The sequence below is a fragment of the Kitasatospora sp. NPDC086801 genome, from assembly GCF_044745805.1.
Classification (GTDB): domain Bacteria; phylum Actinomycetota; class Actinomycetes; order Streptomycetales; family Streptomycetaceae; genus Kitasatospora.
The window spans coordinates 1-19,272 of sequence record NZ_JBIVAX010000069.1 but is presented as its reverse complement, the minus strand read 5'-3'; the positions used below and the strand labels follow the sequence as shown (position 1 = coordinate 19,272).

Genomic DNA, 19,272 nt, shown 5'->3' with positions numbered 1-19,272 from the left:
CCCCACGGACCCAGACTCCAACATCCCCGCAACGACTGGAATCGAACATCGAATCGCTCTTGACTCCCGGACGGGCGAAGTCGTGCGACAGCCTCCCCCCTCACCAGCGCAAGCGCCGAAACCCACCCGCCCCGGACCAGGCCGACCGCCCGGCCGCAAGAACCAGCGGCCCGCCGCCCACCACGAGGTCGGCAGAGTCCTGGCCACCGGCGAGGCGTACGCCCAGCCCGCCCACCACAAGAAGGGCGCCAAGCCGAGAAGGACCGCGGCGAAGTGCTGAATGCGGTGTTCAGCGCACCGGAACAGGTGTCTCCGCAAGAACGCCAACGCCGCGTACGCGCATCGACTCGGTCAGCGCGAGCGGGCTGATGCCCAGGGCGGTGGCGATCTCGGGGGCCATGTCGAACGCCCGCCACTTCCACTCCTCCTCGGCCTCGTCGTTGCGCTCGCTCTCGTTCCAGGTCTGCGGCAGACCCATCCGCTGCCGCTCGGCCTGTTCCTGTGCAAGGGGCTGTCCCAGTGTGAGGAGTCCGTCGTCGATCTCGCCGGTCTCGCAGTACCGCCGCACCACCACCCCGTGCTCTGCGATCAGCCAGGCCGAGCCGTCGTTCTGTGTGCCGAAGTAGTACGCCTGGGCCACTCCGTAGCGGGAGCTGAGGTCGGCACACAGGCGCAGGACCTCGTCACTTCTGGCGGTATTGCACGGGTCGCACCACGGGCCGATCACCAGAGTCCATCCCTCGATCTCAGGACTCACGTACACCCGGGCCAGTCCGTCCGGGTTGTCCTCGGCCTCTCCGTGGCCGTCGTCGTCGATGACAGCCTCAGCCTCGGCGAACGTCACGGGTACGGGTCGGGTGAGGCCCAGGGAGGCAATGACTCCCGCTTGGTCCCCGGTCGGTACGGCGATCCAGTAGAGCCAGCACGTCGACAGCGGCCTTGGCTGGTCGTCCCTCGCGATTCTCACGGCCACAGCCTGCCACTCCGGGGCCCGCTCGTTCGAAGCCGGACGTTAAACGACAAACTGAGGGCGCGGGCACACCGGTGGACGTGCTGTCCCCGGCCCGCCACACCGAGGCAGAGCGCCTGGCCCGCGCCCAGCGCACGTCCTGACCCCCGGCGCCCGCCGACGGCGCCGCCCGCCAACGCGGCCGATGCCCCAGGATGCTGCCGGACGGCGCCCCCATCGGTGCCAGCCCGTACCACGGCCAGTGGTCGGTGATGCTGATGGCTGATGGCGAGACGGTCGACCATCTCTCCCGCCAGGGACGGGACTTCCCGGTCCGAACGGGGTACTCGATCGACGTCGACGGCGTGCGCCACACCGTCTACACGGTCGCCGTCCCGCGGGGCCTCCAAGGCGAGTACCGGGTGGCGGTCCGGCGGGACGGCTGGCCGGCCGTCCCGCCGGCCGAGGATCGCGTGACGCTCATCATGGCGGTGGTCATTGGTACGGCTGCCAGTCGTCGCGGTAGACCGTGGAGTTGCCGGCGAGTCGCCAGGAGCGGCGGCGTGAGGTCAGGATCCAGGTCTCGGGGGCGTGCTGGACAGCGTCGATCCAGGCGACGAGTTCGGGGAGGGCGTACTGCCGGAGGGCCTGCCGGGCCCCGGCCCGATCGGTCGACAGGAGCGGGGCGACACCGATTCCCACGCTGCGCGACAGACTGGAGCGGATGCCGCTGTAGCCGTAGTTGGAGGAGAGCGGCGCGTTCCAAACGACTTGCAGCAGAGTCCCGTCGCTCATTGGGCTGTCCTGGAAGCTCAGGGAGTAGACGCCCGCCTCTTCTACGCCCAGGACGGTACGGATGTCCGTCGAGGTGAGCGGCCACGACTGATCACGCGGCAGGCGACGGTTTCTGGCTGGCACGGCCCTGACGATGGCACACGTCTCGGTGGAAGCGCACGCGCTTTTCGATCGGGCGGCCTGGACGGTGGTCAAACTCCGGTGAGAAGGGACGTCCCCGGTCGCTACTGTCTTCGGTGCTCGATGTCACGCGGATTGGTCGATCAGGTATTCGATGGAGGATGGTGTGGCGAGGCGGCGAGGAACAGACCGCGCGGTACGCCCTGGAGTCCCTCAGGACGGACATCAGGAACGGGATCTATGCCACCAGGGACGATTTCCCGCCGGAACAGGCGTCCTCAGCCGTTCCGTCGAGCGGCTGACCCCACTGCTCGACCCAGCCAGCGACTCCGACAGTGGTGATCGGCTGTCGTAGCGGGTTTCGGGGACGGCCTGCTCACCGGTACGCGACGGTCGCGGCCGTGATGGCAGGATGCCCGGGTGGATTGGATATTGCGTGCCGCTGCAGAGCTGTTGGACACGGAGCTCTCCGAGCCCGTCGACTTGGGCGGAAGCCGGCGCAGCACTGTGCTGCGCTGTCGGACCGGTGCCGGGGAGAGCGTGATCGTCAAGGCCTACAGCGACGAGCCGGAGGCTCGGCGCTGCTTTGCTGCGGAAGCGACCGGGCTCTCGTTCGGCCTTGCCGGTCCCGAGGTGATGGGGGTGGACCCTAAGGTCCCGCTACTGGTCATGGCGGACCTCGGTGATTCGCCGACGCTGGCGGATGTACTACTGGGAGGCGACTCGAAGGCCGCCGAGGAAGGCCTGGTGGCCTGGGCGCGCGAGCTTGGGCGGCTGGCTGCGAAGTCGGCACATCGGCGGGTCGAGTTCGGGCAGTTGTGGGCCCGGTACGGCGCGGGGATGACCGCCTGGGACGACGAGCCGTGGATCGCGCGGGATGTGGCTGCCTTGCCCGCGGTGCTCGACGCGGCCGGTGTTGCGGTTGCCGCCGGGCTGGGTGAGGAACTCGCTCGCATCGGAACGGCGGGCGGGGAGGAGTACCCGGCGTTCACCCCGGGCGACATCTGCCCTGACAACAACCTGCTCACGCCGCGGGGTCTGCGGCTGCTCGACTTCGAAGCCGCGTGCTACCAGTCGGTGTTCCTGACGGCCGCGTACTGCAGGATGCCGTTCTCCACCTGCTGGTGCGTCTTCACCTTGCCTGCGGGGATCACACGGAAGGTTGAGGAGGCTTACCGGGCGGAGGTCGTCGCGGTGTACCCGGCGCTGGCCGAGGATGCGGTGTGGCAGGCCGGGATGCGGCAAGCCGTCGCGGTCTGGACGGTGAACGCGACCGTGCGCCTGCTGCCGCGCGCGGTGCAGGACGGACCGATGCACAGGACACGTCGACCCGTGGCGACCAGGCGCCAGGTCCTCAGGCACCGCTGGCACGTGGCGAGCGCGCTCGAGGAGTTCCCGGCGTTCGCGCAGACCATGCGGCACCTGCTGCGCAAGGCCGCCCGGGAGTGGGATGTGGCTCCGCTGCCGCGCTATCCCGCCTTCCGTGCCGCGAAGGCGGACCGGGAGTTTGCATAGAGCGCCGACTGGCCCGGATCGGCGCCTTCTCGCGGCGATCCGGTCGAGCAGGAACCCGACGATCCGGTCGTAGGACCGAAGCACGATCTGCTTGGGCCGGACGAAGACTCCGAGCCGAATCCACGGAGCCACGGAGCCGCTGCTGCCGGAGCGCGGCAGCGGCAGCAGCGGCGACGACACCGCGCTGGATCCACGCCCGCCCGGTGTTCAGTGGGCCCGCCATCCCGGGCCGCTCCCCCGAACCGCTCCCCCCGCCCCGCCCCGCCCCTGCCTACTCCCCGGACCTGATCACGCACAGGCGCCGGGTGGCGCGGGTGAGGGCGACGTACAGGTCGCGTTCGCCGGCCGGGCGGGCGGCGGTGATCTGGTCGGGGTCGACGACGAGGACGGCGTCGAACTCCAGGCCGCGCGCCTCGGAGGCGGGGACGAGGCGGACGTGTCCGGGGAGGCCGGCGACCTCCAGCTCCGGCAGGCGGGCGTCCGCGCAGACCACGGCGAGGAGGTCGCCGGGGTGGGCGGCCGTCTGGGCGTGCAGTTCGGCCAGGACGGCGGCGGCGAGGCCGTGGGCCTGGGTGGTGAGGGTGCGCGGGGCTTCGCCGTGGCGGATGGCGCGGGCGCGGGCCTGGCCGGGGGCGATGCGGGCGAGCAGGTCGGTGGTGGCGGCGAGGATCTCCTGCGTGGTGCGGTAGCTGACGGTCAGGGTGTGCAGGTCGAAGCGGCTCCCGGTGTGCGGGTGGAGGGCCTCGTGCCAGTCGCGGGCCTGGGCGGCGGGGCCGGCCTGGGCGAAGTCGCCGACCACGGTCATCGAGCGGGTGGGGCAGCGGCGCAGCACGGCGCGCCACTGCATCGCGGTGAGTTCCTGGGCCTCGTCGACGACGACGTGGCCCCAACTGCGCTGCGGGGGGCCGTCGAGCAGGGCGGCGGCCTCGTCCAGCAGCGGCAGGTCAGCGTCGGTCCACGGGGCGTCGGGGGCGTGCAGCAGGTGGGCACGCTGGTCGTCGGAGAGGTGGGGCAGGTGGGTGGCGAGGGCGGCGGGGTCGGTGAGCAGGGCGCGGACGGCATCGTGCGGGGTGAGGACGGGCCAGTGGGTGTCGACGACGCGGTCGAGGTGCGGGTCGTCCAGCAGGCTCGCGCGGACGGCCTCGGCATCGAAGGTGTCGAAGGTGCCCGAGGCATTGAAAGTGCCCGAGGCATCGAAGGTGCCCGGAGCGTCGAACGTGCCCGAGGCCTCGTCGAGGCCCGCAGTGTCGTGGGCACTTGACGCGTCGAGGCCCAGGTGGCGCAGGCCCGCGGCGGCGACACGGTCGAGGTCGAGGCCGGTGAGCTGGGCGACCTCGGCGTCGAGCTGGTCGAGGGTGTGGGCGGTGTCGCGTTCGAGGGCGCGGGTGAGGGCGTCGACCAGCAGGTCCCGGAACAGGTCGCGGGCGCGGTTGTGGGCGAGGCCGTCGGCGGTGGCGGCGCGGGCGGCGGCGGTGAGGTCGGACTGCGGCAGCTGCAGTTCCTCCTGGCCGACCCGTATGGTCAGGCCGTCCGCCGCCGGGGCCTGGTGCGCGCGGACCACGGCGGCCAGGGCGTCGGCGAGGGCGGGGTCGCCCTTGAGGAGGGCGGCCCGCGGCTCCTCGGGCGCCACCGGGCCGGGGGTGGCGGGGGCGAGGTCGGCACAGGTCGCCAGGGCGACGTCGTTCTCCCCGAGCGAGGGCAGTACCTGGCAGATGTAGTCCAGGAAGCGGGCGTTGGGGCCCAGCACGAGGACGCCGCGTTCGGCGGCGCGCGGGAAGGCGTACAGCACGTAGGCGGCGCGGTGCAGGGCCACCACCGTCTTGCCGGTGCCGGGGCCGCCCTGCACCACCGTCACCCCGCGGTGGCGGGAGCGGACGATCGCGTCCTGCTCGGCCTGGAGGGTGGCGACCGCGGCGCCCATGCGTCCGGTGCGCCGGGCCGACAGGGCCTCCAGCAGCGGGCCGTCGCCGACCACGTCCTCGCCGGTGGGGTCGGAGCCGTCCAGCAGTTCGTCGCTGACGGCGGCGACGGTGCGACCGTCCAGACGCAGGTGGCGCCGACGGCGCAGGCCCATCGGGTGGACGGGCGTGGCCTCGTAGAAGGGCCGGGCGGCCTCGGCCCGCCAGTCCACCAGCAGCGGCAGTTCGTCCGCCTCGGTGTGCAGGCCCAGGCGCCCGATCCGCAGCACGGTGCCGTCGGCGGTGTCGATGCGGCCGAACACCAGCCCGTGGCCGGCGCCTTCCAAGCGGCGCACCTCCCCGGCCCACCGCGCGGCCGCCAGGTCCCGCTCGTACACGGCCCCGGCGCCGTCGGCGGGCGCGGCAAGGGTACGGGCAAGCTCGGCGCGCGCCTGTTCCAGGCGCCGGTCGTACTCGGCGCACACGGCCCCCACCTGCACGGTTTCCGCCTGTACCTGGCGCTCGGCACGGTCATCGCTGTACGGCACGACGGGCCTCCTCTCGGGTTCGGCCCGTCACTATGCGGGGGCAGGCGGGGAAAAGTAAAAGTTGACGAACACGCCGCCGTTGAGGCCTCGGCGCCAGGCTTCCCCAACTATCAAGCTTCACCATGAATATGACGCCACATCAGCTCCTACAGGTCCGGCACAAACGGACGGTGAGGGAGTCGGAGCAGCAGGGGACCCGGGCGGTCGGGGCGGTCCGGGCCCGTCGGGGCGCGGGGGCGCGGGGTGAGTATCCACGGACGATGGACGGCGGGGAGTGACCGGCGGGGAGTGACCGGCGGGGCCTCGGCGCGCCATAGGACCTCCCTATAGCACCTGCTGACATTTCGTCTTTGCCTCCCGTTCTTTCCCGGCCGTACCGTGAAACAGCTCGACGAGGCGCCCACCGCGATTCCCCGAAGAATTCGCGCTCCGCACAGCACGTCAATCCTCATTCCACCGAGCAGGCGAACGCACAAATCGAGAGGACCATGGAAATGACCACGATCGAAAACTGAACGGGAACGCGAGAGCTCTCGGGAAAGCGGGCCCTGGTCACAGGTGGTTCTCGCGGAATCGGAGCAGCCATCGTGCACCAACTCCTGGACGCGGGCGCCGAGGTGCTCACGACCGCCAGGTCGGCGACGAGCACGGTGCCGAAGGGGGCCGCCTTCGTGGCGGCCGACGTGCGGACGCGGACCGGCGCGGAGGCGCTCGCCGCGGCCGCGCAGGAGGTGCTCGGCGGAGTGGACGTCCTGGTCCACAACGTGGGTGGGGCGCGACCGCACCAGGGCGCTCTGGCCATCCCCGACGAGCAGTGGCAGGACGCACTGGACCTGAACTTCCTGGCGTCGGTGCGGCTGGACGCGCTGCTGGCACCGGGGATGCGGGAACGGCGTTCGGGGGTGGTCGTGCACGTCTCCTCGGCCGCGGTCCCCACCGTGGCACCGCCGTTCCTGCACTACGTGGCGGCGAAGGCCGCGCTGGAGGCCTACAGCCGGGGACTGGCCGCCGAACTGGCCCCGCACGGGATCCGGGTCAACACCGTGTCTCCCGGCCGAACCGCCACCCCCGGCGGCGAAGCGACGCGCGAGCAGTGGGCGCGCCTGGACGCGGGGCCGGGCCAGGACAACACCACTCCCCCGCTGGGGCGCGACGGTCAGCCCGACGACATCGCCCACGCGGTGCTGTTCCTCCTGTCCGACCGGGCGAACTGGCTGACCGGGCGCAATCTCGTCGTGGACGGCGGCGAATTCCCCAGGGGCTGACGGCGACCGCATTCCCGGACAGCGCACCCACAGCTGCGACGCCATGCGGGCCAGGGATTCTCCTGGCCCGCATTCCGCGGCCGTCGATGTCGCCGAGCACCACGTGGGCGGGGTCCCGCCCTGCACGTGGCGACCTGAGACGCTGGCCGACGCGGGGGGCTACAGGTCCACGAGCCAGGGATGCCCCGGGTGCACGCGGGCGAGCAGTTCGGCCAGGGTCCCGCGCTGAGCCGGGGTCATCAGCGGGACGGTCGCATCGAAGTCCGCCTGATCCTTTCGGCGGAGGTTCTTGGCCTTGAACAGCAGGACCAGCTCGGGCACCAGGTACGGGACGCCGCCTGGGGTGTGGCGGATGATGTCGCTGTAGGGAAGCCGGATCCTCTCATCGCGTCGGCAGATCCAGACGTCGCGGTCGTGCGGTTCGCGGAACACATCGAGCAGGTAGTCACCGGTGGCAGGATCGCGCAGCCATGTCTGATGCACGGCGGCCAGCGCCTCCGGTGTGGCGTCCTCCCAGATCCGGCCGCTGCCAGCCGCGTCGAAGACGTATCCGGGGAAGCGGTTGCGGACCTCGGGAAAGCTCGCGGCCGGAATCGCGATCTCGATGTCCCCGTGCGCGCGCGTCCGCCCGCCGCGGAAGAGGTCCAGCGCCCACCCCGCGGCCACACACCAGGGCGCGCCGATCCCAGCCAGTCGCTGCGCGACCTCATCCGGCGTCCAGCACGATGACCACCTGGCGTCGAGGGCCGCGATCTCGTCGGGTGACAGCTCGATGCCACCGCTGGGCAGTTGCTCGCTCACCGCAGAAATCTACCAACAGATCCGAACGGCCGTGTCCGAGAGGCACCCCGGTCCGCGGCCCGTCCCTCTTCGTCACTCCTCGAACGCGAAGATCATCCAGTGCCTGGCCGCCGGTGCCCAGGCCAGTCGGATTCGCCACGCGGTACTCCGAACATCGGCAGGCAGGACGGCAGCCCCAGGATCGAGACCGGGACGCGCTCGTGCGCCTCCCAGCGGGCACGCGTCAGCCTCAGCCGCCTCGTCGTCGCAGGCCGGCCGCGGACCACGTGGCGGTCGATGCCGTCGAGTTCGTAGCCGTGCTTCCGGGACACGGCGAACGAGGAGGCGTTGTCCTCGAAGGCGCCCGACGTCGCCTCCAGCGCGTTCAGACCGGCGAAGGCCAGATGTAGTACCGCGGCGCGCATCTCGGTACCGATCCCTCGTCGCTGATACCGCACGCCGAGCCAGGAGGCGGTGCTGACCTCCCGCAGTACGGCGAAGTCCCGGGCGGCGATGGTCTGCAGACCGACGACCCGACCGCTCTCGAAGACGGCGAGGGTGAGCGCCCAGTCGTCGGGGGACCAGGTTCCCCGGCGCAGCCAGTGGTGCTGCACCACCGAGCGTGCCCGTTCCGCCGGAGGCAGGTCGGTCCACGGCACGATGAAGGGCATCCGGTCCGGCTCGTGGATGCCTTCCGCCGCCAGGTCGGCCAGGTCGGCCAACTCGTCGTCGCCGGGCAGTCGGAGCTCCAGGCGGGGAGTGTTGAGGCGCAGTCCCAGCAGCGGCCAGTGGTCAGTCAGCATGCGCCATTGTTGAAGGCCGGGGCAGCACCGGTCATCTGATTTTCGACACGGACCTCCTGGCGCTCCACGGACACTCCGCAACCGGGCCAGGGCCGGAGGCCACAGCCAGCGCCGCACCGAGGCGCCGCACCGAGGTCCGCTACGCCCCCGCGAAGGCTCAGGGAACGGCCTCCACGGACTCCCCCGGCGGGTGGTGCAGCCGGTGCAGGCCGGCGTAGGCGGAGCTGCGGACGAGGAGATCGGCGTGGGTGCCGCGGGCGACGAGCCGACCCTGGTCGAGCAGGACGATCTGGTCGGCGTCGCGGACGGTCAGCAGGTTGTGCGAAATGATGATCGTCGTACGGTCGGCCATGAGCAGGCGCAGCGGGCCCATGATCCGGTGGCTCGACTCCGCGTCCAGGGCGGTGGTGGGCTCGTCGAGGACGAGGACGGGGGCGTCCCGGATCATCGCGCGGGCTATCGCGAGGCGCTGGCGCTGGCCGCCGGAGAGCAGCCGGCCGCGCTGGCCGACCAGGGTGTCGTAGCCGTCCGGGAGCCGGGTGATGAACTCGTGGGCGTCCGCCGCCCGGGCCGCCGCCAGGATCTCGGCCTCACTCGCCTCGGGGCGCCCGTAGGCGATGTTCTCCCGGACGGTGCCGTGGAAGACCAGGGTCTCCTGGAGCACCACCGCGACGTTCTCGCGCAGGTCGGTGAGGGCGAGGTCGCGGAGGTCGAGGCCGTCGAGCCGTACCGCGCCGGCGTCCGGGTCGTAGAAGCGCAGCAGCAGCTTGGCGACGGTCGACTTGCCCGCGCCACTGGCTCCGACCAGGGCCAGGGTCTCCCCCGGCGCCACCTCGAAGGAGACCCCGGACAGCGCGGGCGTCTCCACGTCCGGGTAACGGAAGGTGACGTCGTCGAACTCGATCCCGCCCCGGGCGCGGCCGAGCCGCCGGGGGGTGACGGGATCGGTCACCACCGGGCGCTGGTCGAGCAGTTCGATGATCCGCTCGGCGGCGGCGGAGGCCGCATAGAAGGTGTTGCCGAGTCCGGACATGCTCTGGATCGGGCCGTAGAGCCTGCTCAGCAGGGCGAGGAAGACCATGAGTCCACCGATGGTGAGCCGGCCGTGCACGAGTTCCCAGGCCCCGAGGCCCATGACCACCAGGCCGCCGATCAGTTCGACGAAGTCGACCGTCGGTCCGTAGAGCGCGCCGATCCTGGTCGAGGCCATCGCCGCGTGGTACCGGCCGACGCTCTCGCGCTGGAACCTGGCGTGCTCCCAGCCCTGCCGGTTGTAGGCCTGGACGAGCGCGATGTTGCCGAGCGTCTCCTCGGCGACCGCGCTGATCGAGCCGCTGCGCCGACGGCGTTCGCGCGAGGCCGCCCGGATCAGCTTGGCGAAGCTGCGGGCGGTGAGGAAGAACAGCGGTGCGGCGACCAGCGCGACCAGCGTCAGGTCCCAGCGCAGCACCAGCAGCAGGCCGACGTAGATGGCGAGCCGCGCCACCTGGCCGATCGCGTTGACGATGCCGGAGAGCAGGAAGGTCTCGACCGCGTCCACGTCGCCGGTCACCCGGGACAGCACGTCACCGAGCCGCCGGCGCTCGAAGAAGCCCAGCGACAGGCCCTGGATGTGCCGGAACACGTCCGACCGCAGGATGAGCAGGAAGCGTTCGCTGACCCAGGTGGAGGTCACCCGGCTGGCGAAGCCGAGCGCTCCGGAGAGCAGGGTCAGCCCCGCATAGGCGAGGGCGATCGGCACGAACAGGTTCAGCCGGTGCGGCACGAGCATGTCGTCGATCACGATCTTGAACAGCCAGATCTCCGCCGCCTCGACCGCCGGACCCACCGCGACCAGGGCCAGCAGCACCACCAGCCAGCGGCGGCCGCCCTTGGTGTAGGGCCAGAAACGCCGGAAGATCTCCAGGAGCGGAACCGGCGGTGCCGCGGCGACCACGGCCTCGGAGGTCTCGGCGACCGTGAGAAAGCGTCGCAGAACCGACCGTAGGTAGCGTTTCCTCGTCATCTCACGGTCTTCTCGCTCGTCCCCGAGCCCAGGTCACTCCCGGATCGAGAGGAACTCCCGATCAAAGAGGCCCTGCACCGGATTGGAAGATCACCGCACACGCTGACGGCGTGGGTCACCCCGGGGTGACACGGCAAAGCCGGGCACTCATGCCCGGCCCGCTCTCACAGGGAGGCGATCCTTACCACCGGCCTCCGTAGCCACCGCCGTAGCCGCCACGGTCGCCACCGTAGTCGCCACCGTAGTCACCACCACGGTCGCCGCCGAAGTCGTCGTAACCGCCGTAACCGCCGTAGTCCCCGCGGCCACGATCATCGCCGCCGTAGCCGCCACCGCGACCACCGCCGCCCCAGTCATCACGGAAGCGGCCAAAGGACCGGAACTCTCGGAGGAATGACATGATCAGACCTTCTTTCGAAGTCCCCCTCAATCCATCGTCATCCTCACCTCCCCGATACACAAGCGCCGGTGAGCAAAATGTGAAAATTTGATAATTATTCCGACTTATCCAAGTCGGCAGTCGTCTGACCTGATTTTCGGGTCAAGACTCCACCAAGAAACCGTGCGTGACGAGCCGCCACCAGACTGCTGATTCCAGGGGTAAACCATTGCCCATGAGCAATCATTCACGTCAGGTGATAGCCATGCAGCCATGGCGAACCGCCCAGGCGTAGCGACAACACCGGCGCGCCTCCCGAACCGGGGTGGGCTGATGCCCGGAGCGGACGCCTGGAAGGGGTATCGGCACCGAGCCTGGGAACGGATGACCGCCCTTGCCGACTCCACTACGCCGCACCTGCCGGCGCGCAGGTGGAGATCGGCCTCGGTACTGGTGGGCTCGCGTATTCAACCGTCGCGAGTTGACCCCAGGGGCGCCGAACAGCGCCTGGCGCAGCACCAGCACGCTCAGGCTGAACATCAGGACGCCCAGGGGAACATGGAGCGCCGGCTTGTGCGCGACCCCGAGGACCACCTGCACCGAGGCGAGTGCGAGGAAGCACGACGCGTACAGGACGGGTCGGGGCGAGCCGCCGCCCGGCCGCCACGCCAGGATCGCGGCGAGCACGTACAGCATCGACGCGCCGTACATCACGCGCGCTCCCACGCTGTGCATCACCTCGCCGTGGGACGAGGAGAGCAGCAGTCCGGCGGTGACCGCCTGGAAGAGGATCGCCAAGGTCTGCAAGGCGATCGCGACGTGCAGGAACATGAATCTGCCCGGTGCTGTCGTCGTCCGTACGGCCATGATGTGGTCCCGTCTCTTCTGCCCTGCGGCGGTGGATCGGTAGTGTCTCGGCAGTCCGACGACACAGGCCCGCGACATGTGAGGTGCGACGCCGACCTCACAGTCCAGTGCCGGGTTTCGTCGAAGGAGTGAGAGCAGAAGCGGACGACCACGAACCAGGGAGCGGTCGCGACCATGAGCACCTCATCCGAACCAGGGCACGACCGGTCCACACCGGACCTGAGCACGACCGTCGGCGAGCGGCGCCAGCTCCTCAATCTCGCCTACCGACTCCTCGGTTCGCTGTCCGAGGCCGAGGACGCCGTGCAGGAGACCTACACCCGCTGGTACGCGATGTCGCGACGACAGCAGGAGGCCATCGCGTCACCCGGCGCATGGCTGACGACGGTGGCCAGCCGCGTCTGCCTGGACGTGCTCGGCTCGGCGCGGGCCCGGCGCGAACGCCACGTCGGCGCATGGATACCCGAGCCGCTGCCCGACCGTTCGGAGTGGATCAACGGGCAGGCGCGCGGCGGCAGGTCCGAGCCGGCCGACCCCGCCGACCGGATCACCTTGGACGAGTCGGTGAACATGGCCTTCCTCGTCGTACTGGAGTCGATGACGCCGGCCGAACGCGTGGCGTTCGTCCTGCACGACGTCTTCCGCTACCCCTTCGCCGAGGTCGCCGAGATCGTCGGCCGGACGCCTGCGGCCTGCCGACAACTGGCATCCTCCGGCCGTCGACGCATCCGCGCCGCGCGGACTCCGACGACTTCGGAAGCTCCGGCAACTCCGGCAGCCGGGCAGGCCCGGCAGGCCGGTCCGGTAGGGCATTTCAAGGAGGCCTGGGAGTCCAAGGACATCGAGGCCCTCGTCGCTCTCCTCGACCCCGACGCCACGATGACCGCCGGCGGCGGCGGCCTGGTCGGCGCTGTCCTGCGCCCGGTCGAGGACGGCAAGAACATCGCCCAGTACCTGATCCACATCGCCGACAGAGCCCCCGGGCTGACACTCCTGGAACGGACGGTCAACGGCCGGCCCGGCCTGGTCGCCCAGCACACCGGCGTCACCGTGACCGTGGCCGCATTCGAAACCACCGGCGGCCGCGTCAACCGCATCTGGGCTGTCCGCAACCCGGAGAAACTCCGCGCGTGGACCGAGAGCGAAGAGACCTGACCCGGCGCCACCCCCAAAGCGACGCCAGAACCATTCATCCCTGCCGGCCAGGCCAGCCCACCCGGACGGCGGGCCACACCACGCGCCCCCCATTCCCCACACCACAGGCGAATGAACCGGCCACCCAGAGCAGCACCGACGCCCTCAAGGCTCTGACCGCATCGGGGTGATTCCCCAGATCCGCGCGTGAATCGAGGGGCGTTCGTCCGGGGCAGCTCTCGAACGCGGGGGGGTCTACTCGATCGAGGAGGTACCGCTGGCCCCTGGCTCGCCGCCCTCGCGGGAACGGCGGAGGGCCTCGGCCGCGGCCTGGCGACCGGCAGCCTGGAAGATCATCTCGTTGGAGTCCACCACGCTCCACTGCGCCTCGTACAGGCGGACACGGAACGGCCGAACGGGCAACCGCCCGTCATCCGTGGCGTAGAGCGCCTCCCGCAGGCCGCGCTCGAAAGCCTCGGAGTATGGCACCGGGAGGCGGTCCCCGGGAACCTCCAGGACGAACTCGAAGAGCAGTTCCCCACCCACGGGCAGCGGCGTGAAGTCCGCCGTGGCGACGGCGAAGTGGCCGCACACTGCGGGCTTGACCAGTCGAACGTGCACATCCTGGACGGCCAGCGCCTCACCGGCCGCCTCCTGCCGCTGTACGGCGGGCGACACAGCGACGAGTCGGCGCGGGCCCACTCCGTCGTGGAAGGAGTCGCAGAACTCGTGGACCGCCTGCCGCCCGGCTGCCGCAAAACCGGCTGCCGTCGATTGGTCCTCACGCCAGTGCGCGTCGCGCAGCCGCACCCGCAGCGCGTAGGGCAGAACGCCCCCGAAGGACCAAGCCCGCAGTTGAGCGAGCACCCCCTCACCGAAGGCGGCACCGAACTCCGGCGGCAGCACGGTGGCGGACACCTCGTTGACGAACTCGAAGGGCAGGTCCGAGGCACCGTCTGGCGGGAGGGGCTCGAAGTCGGCCGAAGCGACGGCGTAGGGACGCACCCCGCCCCGGCTGGACAGGCACGCCTGAACGTCCCTGATCGGACGATCAAGCCGTCTCGGGTAGTCACGGACTCCTGCCACAGCACGATCGTACGGGTCACCGCGTCGGCAGCGGACGCCGGAACCGGGCACCACCCCTCCCCGGACGCCCTCACCGATGGCTGCACCGGCCTCGCGCAGCACCTGCTGTCGTACCGCATGCGGTACTACCTCCCGTACGACAGGACGCCCGCGCCACCCGGGACGTACGAAGCCGGACTCTGAGCGGCAACGTACGGGCCGCCGGAGAAGCCCATGCTTCCCTCGGGCAGGCATCGGCGGGGGAAGGCGATCCGGTGCCCGCCCCGTGCGAACGATGGAGCGGGCACCGGAGGACGCGTCAGCTGTTGGTCGTCAGCAGACGGTTGGCCAGCGCGTCGGCGAGGCGGTAGGCCTCGTCGGCCGAGAGGGTGCGGCAGATGGCGTCGGCCAGTTCCTCGACGTCGTGCCAGTCGACGTCGCCGAGTTCCGCGGACGGCGTGGCCGACGGCTGTTCAGCCGGGGAGGCCACGGCTCGCTGTTTCGGCATCGGGAGAGGCTCGGAATTTTCCGCGGAAAATCGCTCGGTGCTCGGAACGGGCTCAGGGCTCGCGACCGGGGCGGGGCTAGCGGGCTTCGGCCGGGCGGCAGGCTCTGGCTGGCTGGCGGGCTCCGGCCGGGCGGCAGGGGTCGACGCTTCCGCCGGTGACGCTTCCGCCGCCGACGGCGTGGCCGTGGTCGCGACCCGGCTCGCGGGTGCGGCGGGTCGCTGCGGCGCGGGCTGCGGAGTCGCCGCGTCGGCGGGGGCCTGAACCACCGCCGCCCGGGCCCCCAGCTTCGCCGCCCGCTTGGCCGCGACGGCGTCGGCGTCGGCCTGGAGCAGCTGCTCCAGCTGCTCCGTCTGCTCGGTCAGGGACATCGCCTCGATGCCCTTGACCGATCCCAGACGGCGGGCGACGTTGATGGAGACGCCCTCCTCGCCCCGCGCCTTGGCCCGCACCTGCCGCTGCAGCTCGGGGTGGAGCTTCAGCAGGTTCTTGCGGTGCGAGATCCAGCTCTGGGACCAGCCCTCCGCCTCGGCGGCCTCCTTGGCGGTGGCGTACTGCGCCACGATGAGCAGGACCGCGTTGGCCTCCTCGATCGGGTCGAAGTCCTTGCGCGCCATGTTCTCGTCGAGCGCCGCGCGCAGCAGGGTCGCCTTGGAGTCCGCCACCGAGTCGTCGACGACGACGAGCAGTTGCTCACGCCCGTAGAGTGCGGCAGCGGCCCGGCGCCGGTTGCCGTTGACGATGACCACGTCCTGCGGGCCCGCATCGAGCAGGCCCTGGTCCTCCGGCCAGAGCCGGAGGTACGCGTCCGGGGTGACGGCGAGGCAGCTCTGCAGCTGGCGGTCCTTGATGCTCGCCAGGTCCGACAGGTCGCCCAGGTCGTCGCGCGGGTTGCGCGGGTTGGGGAGGCAGTTGGCGGTGGGGACCCACCGGGCCGGGGTCTCCTCCTGGTTTCTGACCACCCCGGGGGCGTCGACGACCGGGTCGGCCGCCATCGAGGCGAAGGAAACACGACGGCCGGCCATCAGCGACCCCCGTACCCGAGCTCGAGGGACAGGCGGAAGAAGTCCTCGCGGGCCCGGTAGGCGGTGCCGCTCTCCTTGTACTGGGTGACGACCGTTCCCTCGGCCACCGCCCGGGAGTGGATCTTGTAACGCCGCAGGACCGTCTTGGCCCGCGGCCACCCCTTCGCGGCGATGTACGCCTCGGTGTCCTCAAGATCGGCGCGGCCGTCCCGGGGGTCCCAGTTGTTGATGACGACCCGGAAGGGGATGTCCATCGGCTCGATGACCTTCTGGATCGTCCGGGCCGTCGGGTCGAAGCACAGCGGCTCGGTGATCATCGGAACCAGGACGTCGTCCGCTATCTCCAGCGCACTGCGCAGGATCTCCTCATCGGCCAGGGTGCCCGGCGTGTCGATGAAGATGTGCTCGTACTCGTCCTTCTCGCCGAGGACGTCGAAGGTGCACGCCGCGAGGTTCACCGTGGTCGTGGTCTTGCCGACGCCGCCCTTCTGGTTGGCGATGACGTGGACCTTGGCACCGGTCTTCTTGAGATGGAGCAGCTGATCGGCCTGGTCGTGCGCTGCCATGAAATCGAAGGGCAGGTTGTCCCCCACCCGCTCCGCCCAGACGACGGCGGATCCCTGAGGGTCAGTGGACACGACAAGTACAGATGGCTTCATGATGTTCCGTTCTCTCCGTGGGCTTCCCAGGCCGCTTGCCCGGTACTGCGGATGCCCGCCGATCAAAGCCGGTGACGGCGGACTGGAACAGCATTCCAGATGATCAGGCCTGATGCCGACACGACCCGCGTGTCATGAGGCACACAGTCCGTTTCTCGGGCCGCTGATTTCCGAGGACGCCCCGATATCCCCGGCAGCCCGGCCCCGAATCCCGTCATCGCCAGGAAGTGTGACGCATGGGCAACGGCGCCGCCGATGGCGCAGTTGCCGAGAAACACTCACCTTCAGCGGCCGACTCGAACGTCCGTACACCACTGGTCCGTCCCGTACAGCACGTGAGTAGATGCCTGGAGCACAAAGGGCCAGACACTCAACACGCCCGTCGAATCGGCTGGTCAGGTCTGCGGCGGTCTGGCCACAGTCGATCTGGCGATCGTGGCCATCGTGCTCCTTGTGGGTGGACGAAGCGGTTACGCGCAAGGCCGTGCACCGAACATCGGCTTCTTCACGGGTTGTCAGCGGCCAGCACCGAATTCCCCGAGGACGGCCGGTCAGCGGCCCCGCAGGCGGCCGGTTGCGCTCCCCGGCCGCTGTCACAGTAACTCCGCACGACGCCACCGCGAGTGGGTTCGGTCGGCTACCGGTGGCGCGGCAGGGGCGGGATGGTGGCGATGCCGGGGGCCGGTTCGGGCCAGACGAGGAGGACGGGGCAGGGGGCGTGGTCGATGACGAAGCGGGTGGCAGGAGAGAGGCTTCGCGGCCCCAGGTGGGTGCGGTCGCCGTCGCGGGCGAGGATCAGCAGGTCGATGCCTTCGGCGGCGGCCAGGACCTCCCGCTCGATCCGCCCGGCGCGCTCCGCGCGGGTGCAGGGCCGACCCAGGCGCTCGGAGGCGGTTCGCAGGAGCTCTTGGGCGGAGGCCGCGGCCAGGTCTTCCAGGCGGCTGCCAGGGTCGCGCTCACGGTGGCCGCGGCCGAGCAGCCCCGCGTAAGCGCCATGGGCGGCGCCCGGGACGTCGTGGCCACTGACGTGCAGCAGCACGATGTCGGTGCCTTGCGGTGTGTGGGCGCGGGCGGCGTCGATGCAGGCCGGCCAGGTGCCTTCGACGATCCAGACGATGACGGTCACGATCAGCCTCCGAGGGCGTGCAGCGACATCCACAGTGCTACCACGGCGAGGACCAGGGCCACGGGTACGACGAGCAGGCCGAGCCGGGTGAACTCGCCGAGGTTCACGTCGGTGTCGTGCTCGCGGAGGATGCGTCGCCAGAGCAGGGTCGCCAGGGATCCGGCGTAGGTGAGGTTGGGGCCGATGTTCACCCCGAGCAGTACCGCGAGCACCGCGCCCGGTCCGGTGGGGGCGGTCAGCGGCAGCATGACCAGGATGGCGGGCAGGTTGTTGATGATGTTGGCCAGGACGGCGGCCAGCGCCGCGATGCCGAGCAGGGCGGGCAGGGTGGTGCCGCCCGGGATCAGGTGTGCGAGCGCGGAGGCGAGCCCGTTGTCGACCACCGCGCGGACCACGATGCCCAGTGCCAGGACGAAGGCGAGGAAGGGCACGTCGGCGGCACGGACGATCGCGGTGAGGGTGGTGCGGCGTTGGGCGAGGGCGCGGGTGGCGAGCACGAGTGCGCCGGCCAGGGCCGCCCACGCGGGGTTCACCCCGATAGCGGAGGTGAGGATGAAACCGGCAAGCGTGCAGACGACGGTGACCAGAGCGAACAGTGGCAGCTCGGGCGGCTCGACGGCGGGTGGGGCCTGGGCGCCGGCGTCCAGGTCGGTCGCGAAGAAGCGGCGGAAGACGGCGTACTCGACCCCGATGGCCACCAGCCAGGGCAGGGCCATCAGCGCGGCGAAGCGGATGAAGCTCAGGCCGCTTGCGGCGAAGGCCAGGAGGTTGGTGAGGTTGGAGACCGGCAGCAGGAGGGAGGCGGTGTTCGACAGGTGGGTGCAGGCGTAGACGTGCGGCTTGGGCCGGGCGCCGAGCCGGGCGGCGGTGGCGAACACCACCGGGGTGAGCAGGACCACGGTGGCGTCCAGGCTGAGAACCGCCGTGATGATCGATGCGGTCGCGAACACCTGGGCCAACAACCGGCGCGCCCGTCCCCGCGTGCGACGGGACATCCAGACCCCACACGCGCGAAACAGCCCCTCGCCGTCGCACAACTGGGCGAGGACCAGCACCGCCGCCAGGAAACCGATCACCGGACCGAGCTGCTCGGCCTCGGCACGGGCGTGGTCCAGAGAGATCGCCCCGGTGCCGATGACCAGAGCGGCGGCTGGGACCGCGACCACCGCCTCCGGCCAGCCCCACGGCCGTACCACTGCACAGACCAACACCACCAGCAGCAGACCGACCGACAGCATCTCAGCGAACGACGTATTCAGGGCCCGCTCCTTGCAGGTGGCGACGACGACCTCATCGAAGCAGACGCTCTCGCACCAATGCCACGACGGCTTGTCCCGAATCAGCCCGGCTCGTCGACATGGAATCCGGCCGGTCGGCGGCGATCACACAGCGTATTGATAGGCGCGGACAAATGACTCCCCACCAGATGACTCCTCACCAAATAGCTCTTCGCCAAATAGCTCTCCGCCAAGTGACTGCCACTGGGGAGTGGCAACTGGCCACTGCTGTCAGCAGACGCGGCAGACTCTCCAACGGGTGGAGCCCCAGGGGATGTTGGGCACGGAGGTCGGGTGAGGTGCCGGACGGTCCGAGCACGTCCTTGACGCGAGATCGTCGTTGGACCAGGCATCGGCGAGAAGGACCAGGCCGATGTCGACGACCGCAGATGGCTGACCAAGCACCGATACCGGGCCGTGCTGCAGGTCAAGAGCGGCGACCAAGTAGCACCGGCGACCCCCGGCGGGTTCTATTGATCCCCGCAACACCCTGGAGTTCAGGGAGTTGCGGGGATCGTGGATTTCGAGGTGCTGAAGGCGAGGTTCTTCGAGGCGC

13 protein-coding genes and 3 pseudogenes are annotated in these 19,272 nt (G+C 70.5%); 3 read left to right on the top strand and 13 right to left on the bottom strand.

Translation table 11 applies throughout. From position 1 onward, the window contains the following. Positions 1 to 289 precede the first annotated feature (289 nt). The gene (locus ACIPLC_RS37120) at positions 290 to 844 is read right to left on the bottom strand and encodes a hypothetical protein (protein WP_400477475.1); all 555 of its coding nucleotides are present in this window, start codon (positions 842 to 844) and stop codon (positions 290 to 292) included. Positions 845 to 1,444: 600 nt separating this feature from the next. Further along, positions 1,445 to 1,744: a hypothetical protein gene (locus ACIPLC_RS37115; protein WP_400477474.1), complete on the bottom strand. Its 300-nt coding sequence runs from the start codon at positions 1,742 to 1,744 to the stop codon at positions 1,445 to 1,447. A gap of 660 nt (positions 1,745 to 2,404) precedes the next feature. Between ACIPLC_RS37115 and ACIPLC_RS37110 the strand changes: the two genes are divergently transcribed. After that, entirely contained in the window at positions 2,405 to 3,379 is a 975-nt protein-coding gene (locus ACIPLC_RS37110) for a hypothetical protein (protein WP_400477473.1), read from the top strand. A gap of 271 nt (positions 3,380 to 3,650) precedes the next feature. Here ACIPLC_RS37110 and ACIPLC_RS37105 read toward each other — a convergent pair whose 3' ends face one another. After that, positions 3,651 to 5,825, bottom strand: coding sequence for a HelD family protein (locus tag ACIPLC_RS37105; RefSeq protein WP_400477472.1), 2,175 nt, complete (start codon positions 5,823 to 5,825; stop codon positions 3,651 to 3,653). A gap of 524 nt (positions 5,826 to 6,349) precedes the next feature. Here ACIPLC_RS37105 and ACIPLC_RS37100 point away from each other — a divergent pair. After that, a pseudogene (locus ACIPLC_RS37100) lies at positions 6,350 to 7,090 on the top strand (oxidoreductase); the annotation flags it as partial. A gap of 159 nt (positions 7,091 to 7,249) precedes the next feature. Here ACIPLC_RS37100 and ACIPLC_RS37095 read toward each other — a convergent pair. The 5 genes and pseudogenes from ACIPLC_RS37095 to ACIPLC_RS37075 all read right to left on the bottom strand — a co-directional run. Beyond that, positions 7,250 to 7,891: a nucleotidyltransferase domain-containing protein gene (locus tag ACIPLC_RS37095; RefSeq protein WP_400477471.1), complete on the bottom strand. Its 642-nt coding sequence runs from the start codon at positions 7,889 to 7,891 to the stop codon at positions 7,250 to 7,252. A 92-nt stretch (positions 7,892 to 7,983) separates the two neighbouring features. Beyond that, a complete protein-coding gene (locus ACIPLC_RS37090; protein WP_400477470.1) occupies positions 7,984 to 8,673 on the bottom strand; it encodes a GNAT family N-acetyltransferase in 690 nt (229 codons plus the stop codon). Positions 8,674 to 8,830: 157 nt separating this feature from the next. After that, on the bottom strand, positions 8,831 to 10,678 hold the full coding sequence (locus ACIPLC_RS37085; RefSeq protein ID WP_400477469.1) for an ABC transporter ATP-binding protein: 1,848 nt from the start codon (positions 10,676 to 10,678) through the stop codon (positions 8,831 to 8,833). Positions 10,679 to 10,859: 181 nt separating this feature from the next. Further along, the gene (locus ACIPLC_RS37080) at positions 10,860 to 11,078 is read right to left on the bottom strand and encodes a hypothetical protein (protein WP_400477468.1); all 219 of its coding nucleotides are present in this window, start codon (positions 11,076 to 11,078) and stop codon (positions 10,860 to 10,862) included. Between the two features lie 492 nt (positions 11,079 to 11,570). Next, positions 11,571 to 11,924 (bottom strand): annotated as a pseudogene (locus ACIPLC_RS37075) (hypothetical protein); the annotation flags it as partial. A 174-nt stretch (positions 11,925 to 12,098) separates the two neighbouring features. Between ACIPLC_RS37075 and sigJ the strand changes: the two are divergent. Then, complete coding sequence (sigJ, locus tag ACIPLC_RS37070; protein ID WP_400477467.1) at positions 12,099 to 13,079, top strand: RNA polymerase sigma factor SigJ; 981 nt, start codon at positions 12,099 to 12,101, stop codon at positions 13,077 to 13,079. 234 nt (positions 13,080 to 13,313) lie between these two features. Here sigJ and ACIPLC_RS37065 read toward each other — a convergent pair whose 3' ends face one another. From ACIPLC_RS37065 to ACIPLC_RS37045, 5 genes and pseudogenes are all read right to left on the bottom strand, one after another. Next, complete coding sequence (locus ACIPLC_RS37065) at positions 13,314 to 14,063, bottom strand: hypothetical protein (protein ID WP_400477466.1); 750 nt, start codon at positions 14,061 to 14,063, stop codon at positions 13,314 to 13,316. Between the two features lie 379 nt (positions 14,064 to 14,442). Further along, positions 14,443 to 15,654 (bottom strand): ParB/RepB/Spo0J family partition protein, encoded by a 1,212-nt coding sequence (locus ACIPLC_RS37060; RefSeq protein ID WP_400477465.1) that lies wholly within the window; start codon positions 15,652 to 15,654, stop codon positions 14,443 to 14,445. Further along, positions 15,654 to 16,166 (bottom strand): annotated as a pseudogene (locus tag ACIPLC_RS37055) (ParA family protein); the annotation flags it as partial. The pseudogene ACIPLC_RS37055 and the gene ACIPLC_RS37060, both read right to left, overlap by 1 nt. Before the next feature lie 784 nt (positions 16,167 to 16,950). Then, positions 16,951 to 17,439: a universal stress protein gene (locus tag ACIPLC_RS37050; protein WP_400477464.1), complete on the bottom strand. Its 489-nt coding sequence runs from the start codon at positions 17,437 to 17,439 to the stop codon at positions 16,951 to 16,953. Between the two features lie 2 nt (positions 17,440 to 17,441). Further along, the gene (locus ACIPLC_RS37045) at positions 17,442 to 18,677 is read right to left on the bottom strand and encodes an SLC13 family permease (RefSeq protein WP_400477463.1); all 1,236 of its coding nucleotides are present in this window, start codon (positions 18,675 to 18,677) and stop codon (positions 17,442 to 17,444) included. Positions 18,678 to 19,272: the final 595 nt, after the last annotated feature.

Excerpts from the sequence above, each read along its gene's own strand:
- ACIPLC_RS37045 (WP_400477463.1), bottom strand. The coding sequence starts at position 18,677 with ATGCTGTCGGTCGGTCTGCTGCTGGTGGTGTTGGTCTGTGCAGTGGTA.
- ACIPLC_RS37090 (WP_400477470.1), bottom strand. The coding sequence starts at position 8,673 with ATGCTGACTGACCACTGGCCGCTGCTGGGACTGCGCCTCAACACTCCC.
- ACIPLC_RS37085 (WP_400477469.1), bottom strand. The coding sequence starts at position 10,678 with ATGACGAGGAAACGCTACCTACGGTCGGTTCTGCGACGCTTTCTCACG.
- sigJ (WP_400477467.1), top strand. The coding sequence starts at position 12,099 with ATGAGCACCTCATCCGAACCAGGGCACGACCGGTCCACACCGGACCTG.
- ACIPLC_RS37115 (WP_400477474.1), bottom strand. The coding sequence starts at position 1,744 with ATGAGCGACGGGACTCTGCTGCAAGTCGTTTGGAACGCGCCGCTCTCC.
- ACIPLC_RS37080 (WP_400477468.1), bottom strand. The coding sequence starts at position 11,078 with ATGTCATTCCTCCGAGAGTTCCGGTCCTTTGGCCGCTTCCGTGATGAC.
- ACIPLC_RS37060 (WP_400477465.1), bottom strand. The coding sequence starts at position 15,654 with ATGGCCGGCCGTCGTGTTTCCTTCGCCTCGATGGCGGCCGACCCGGTC.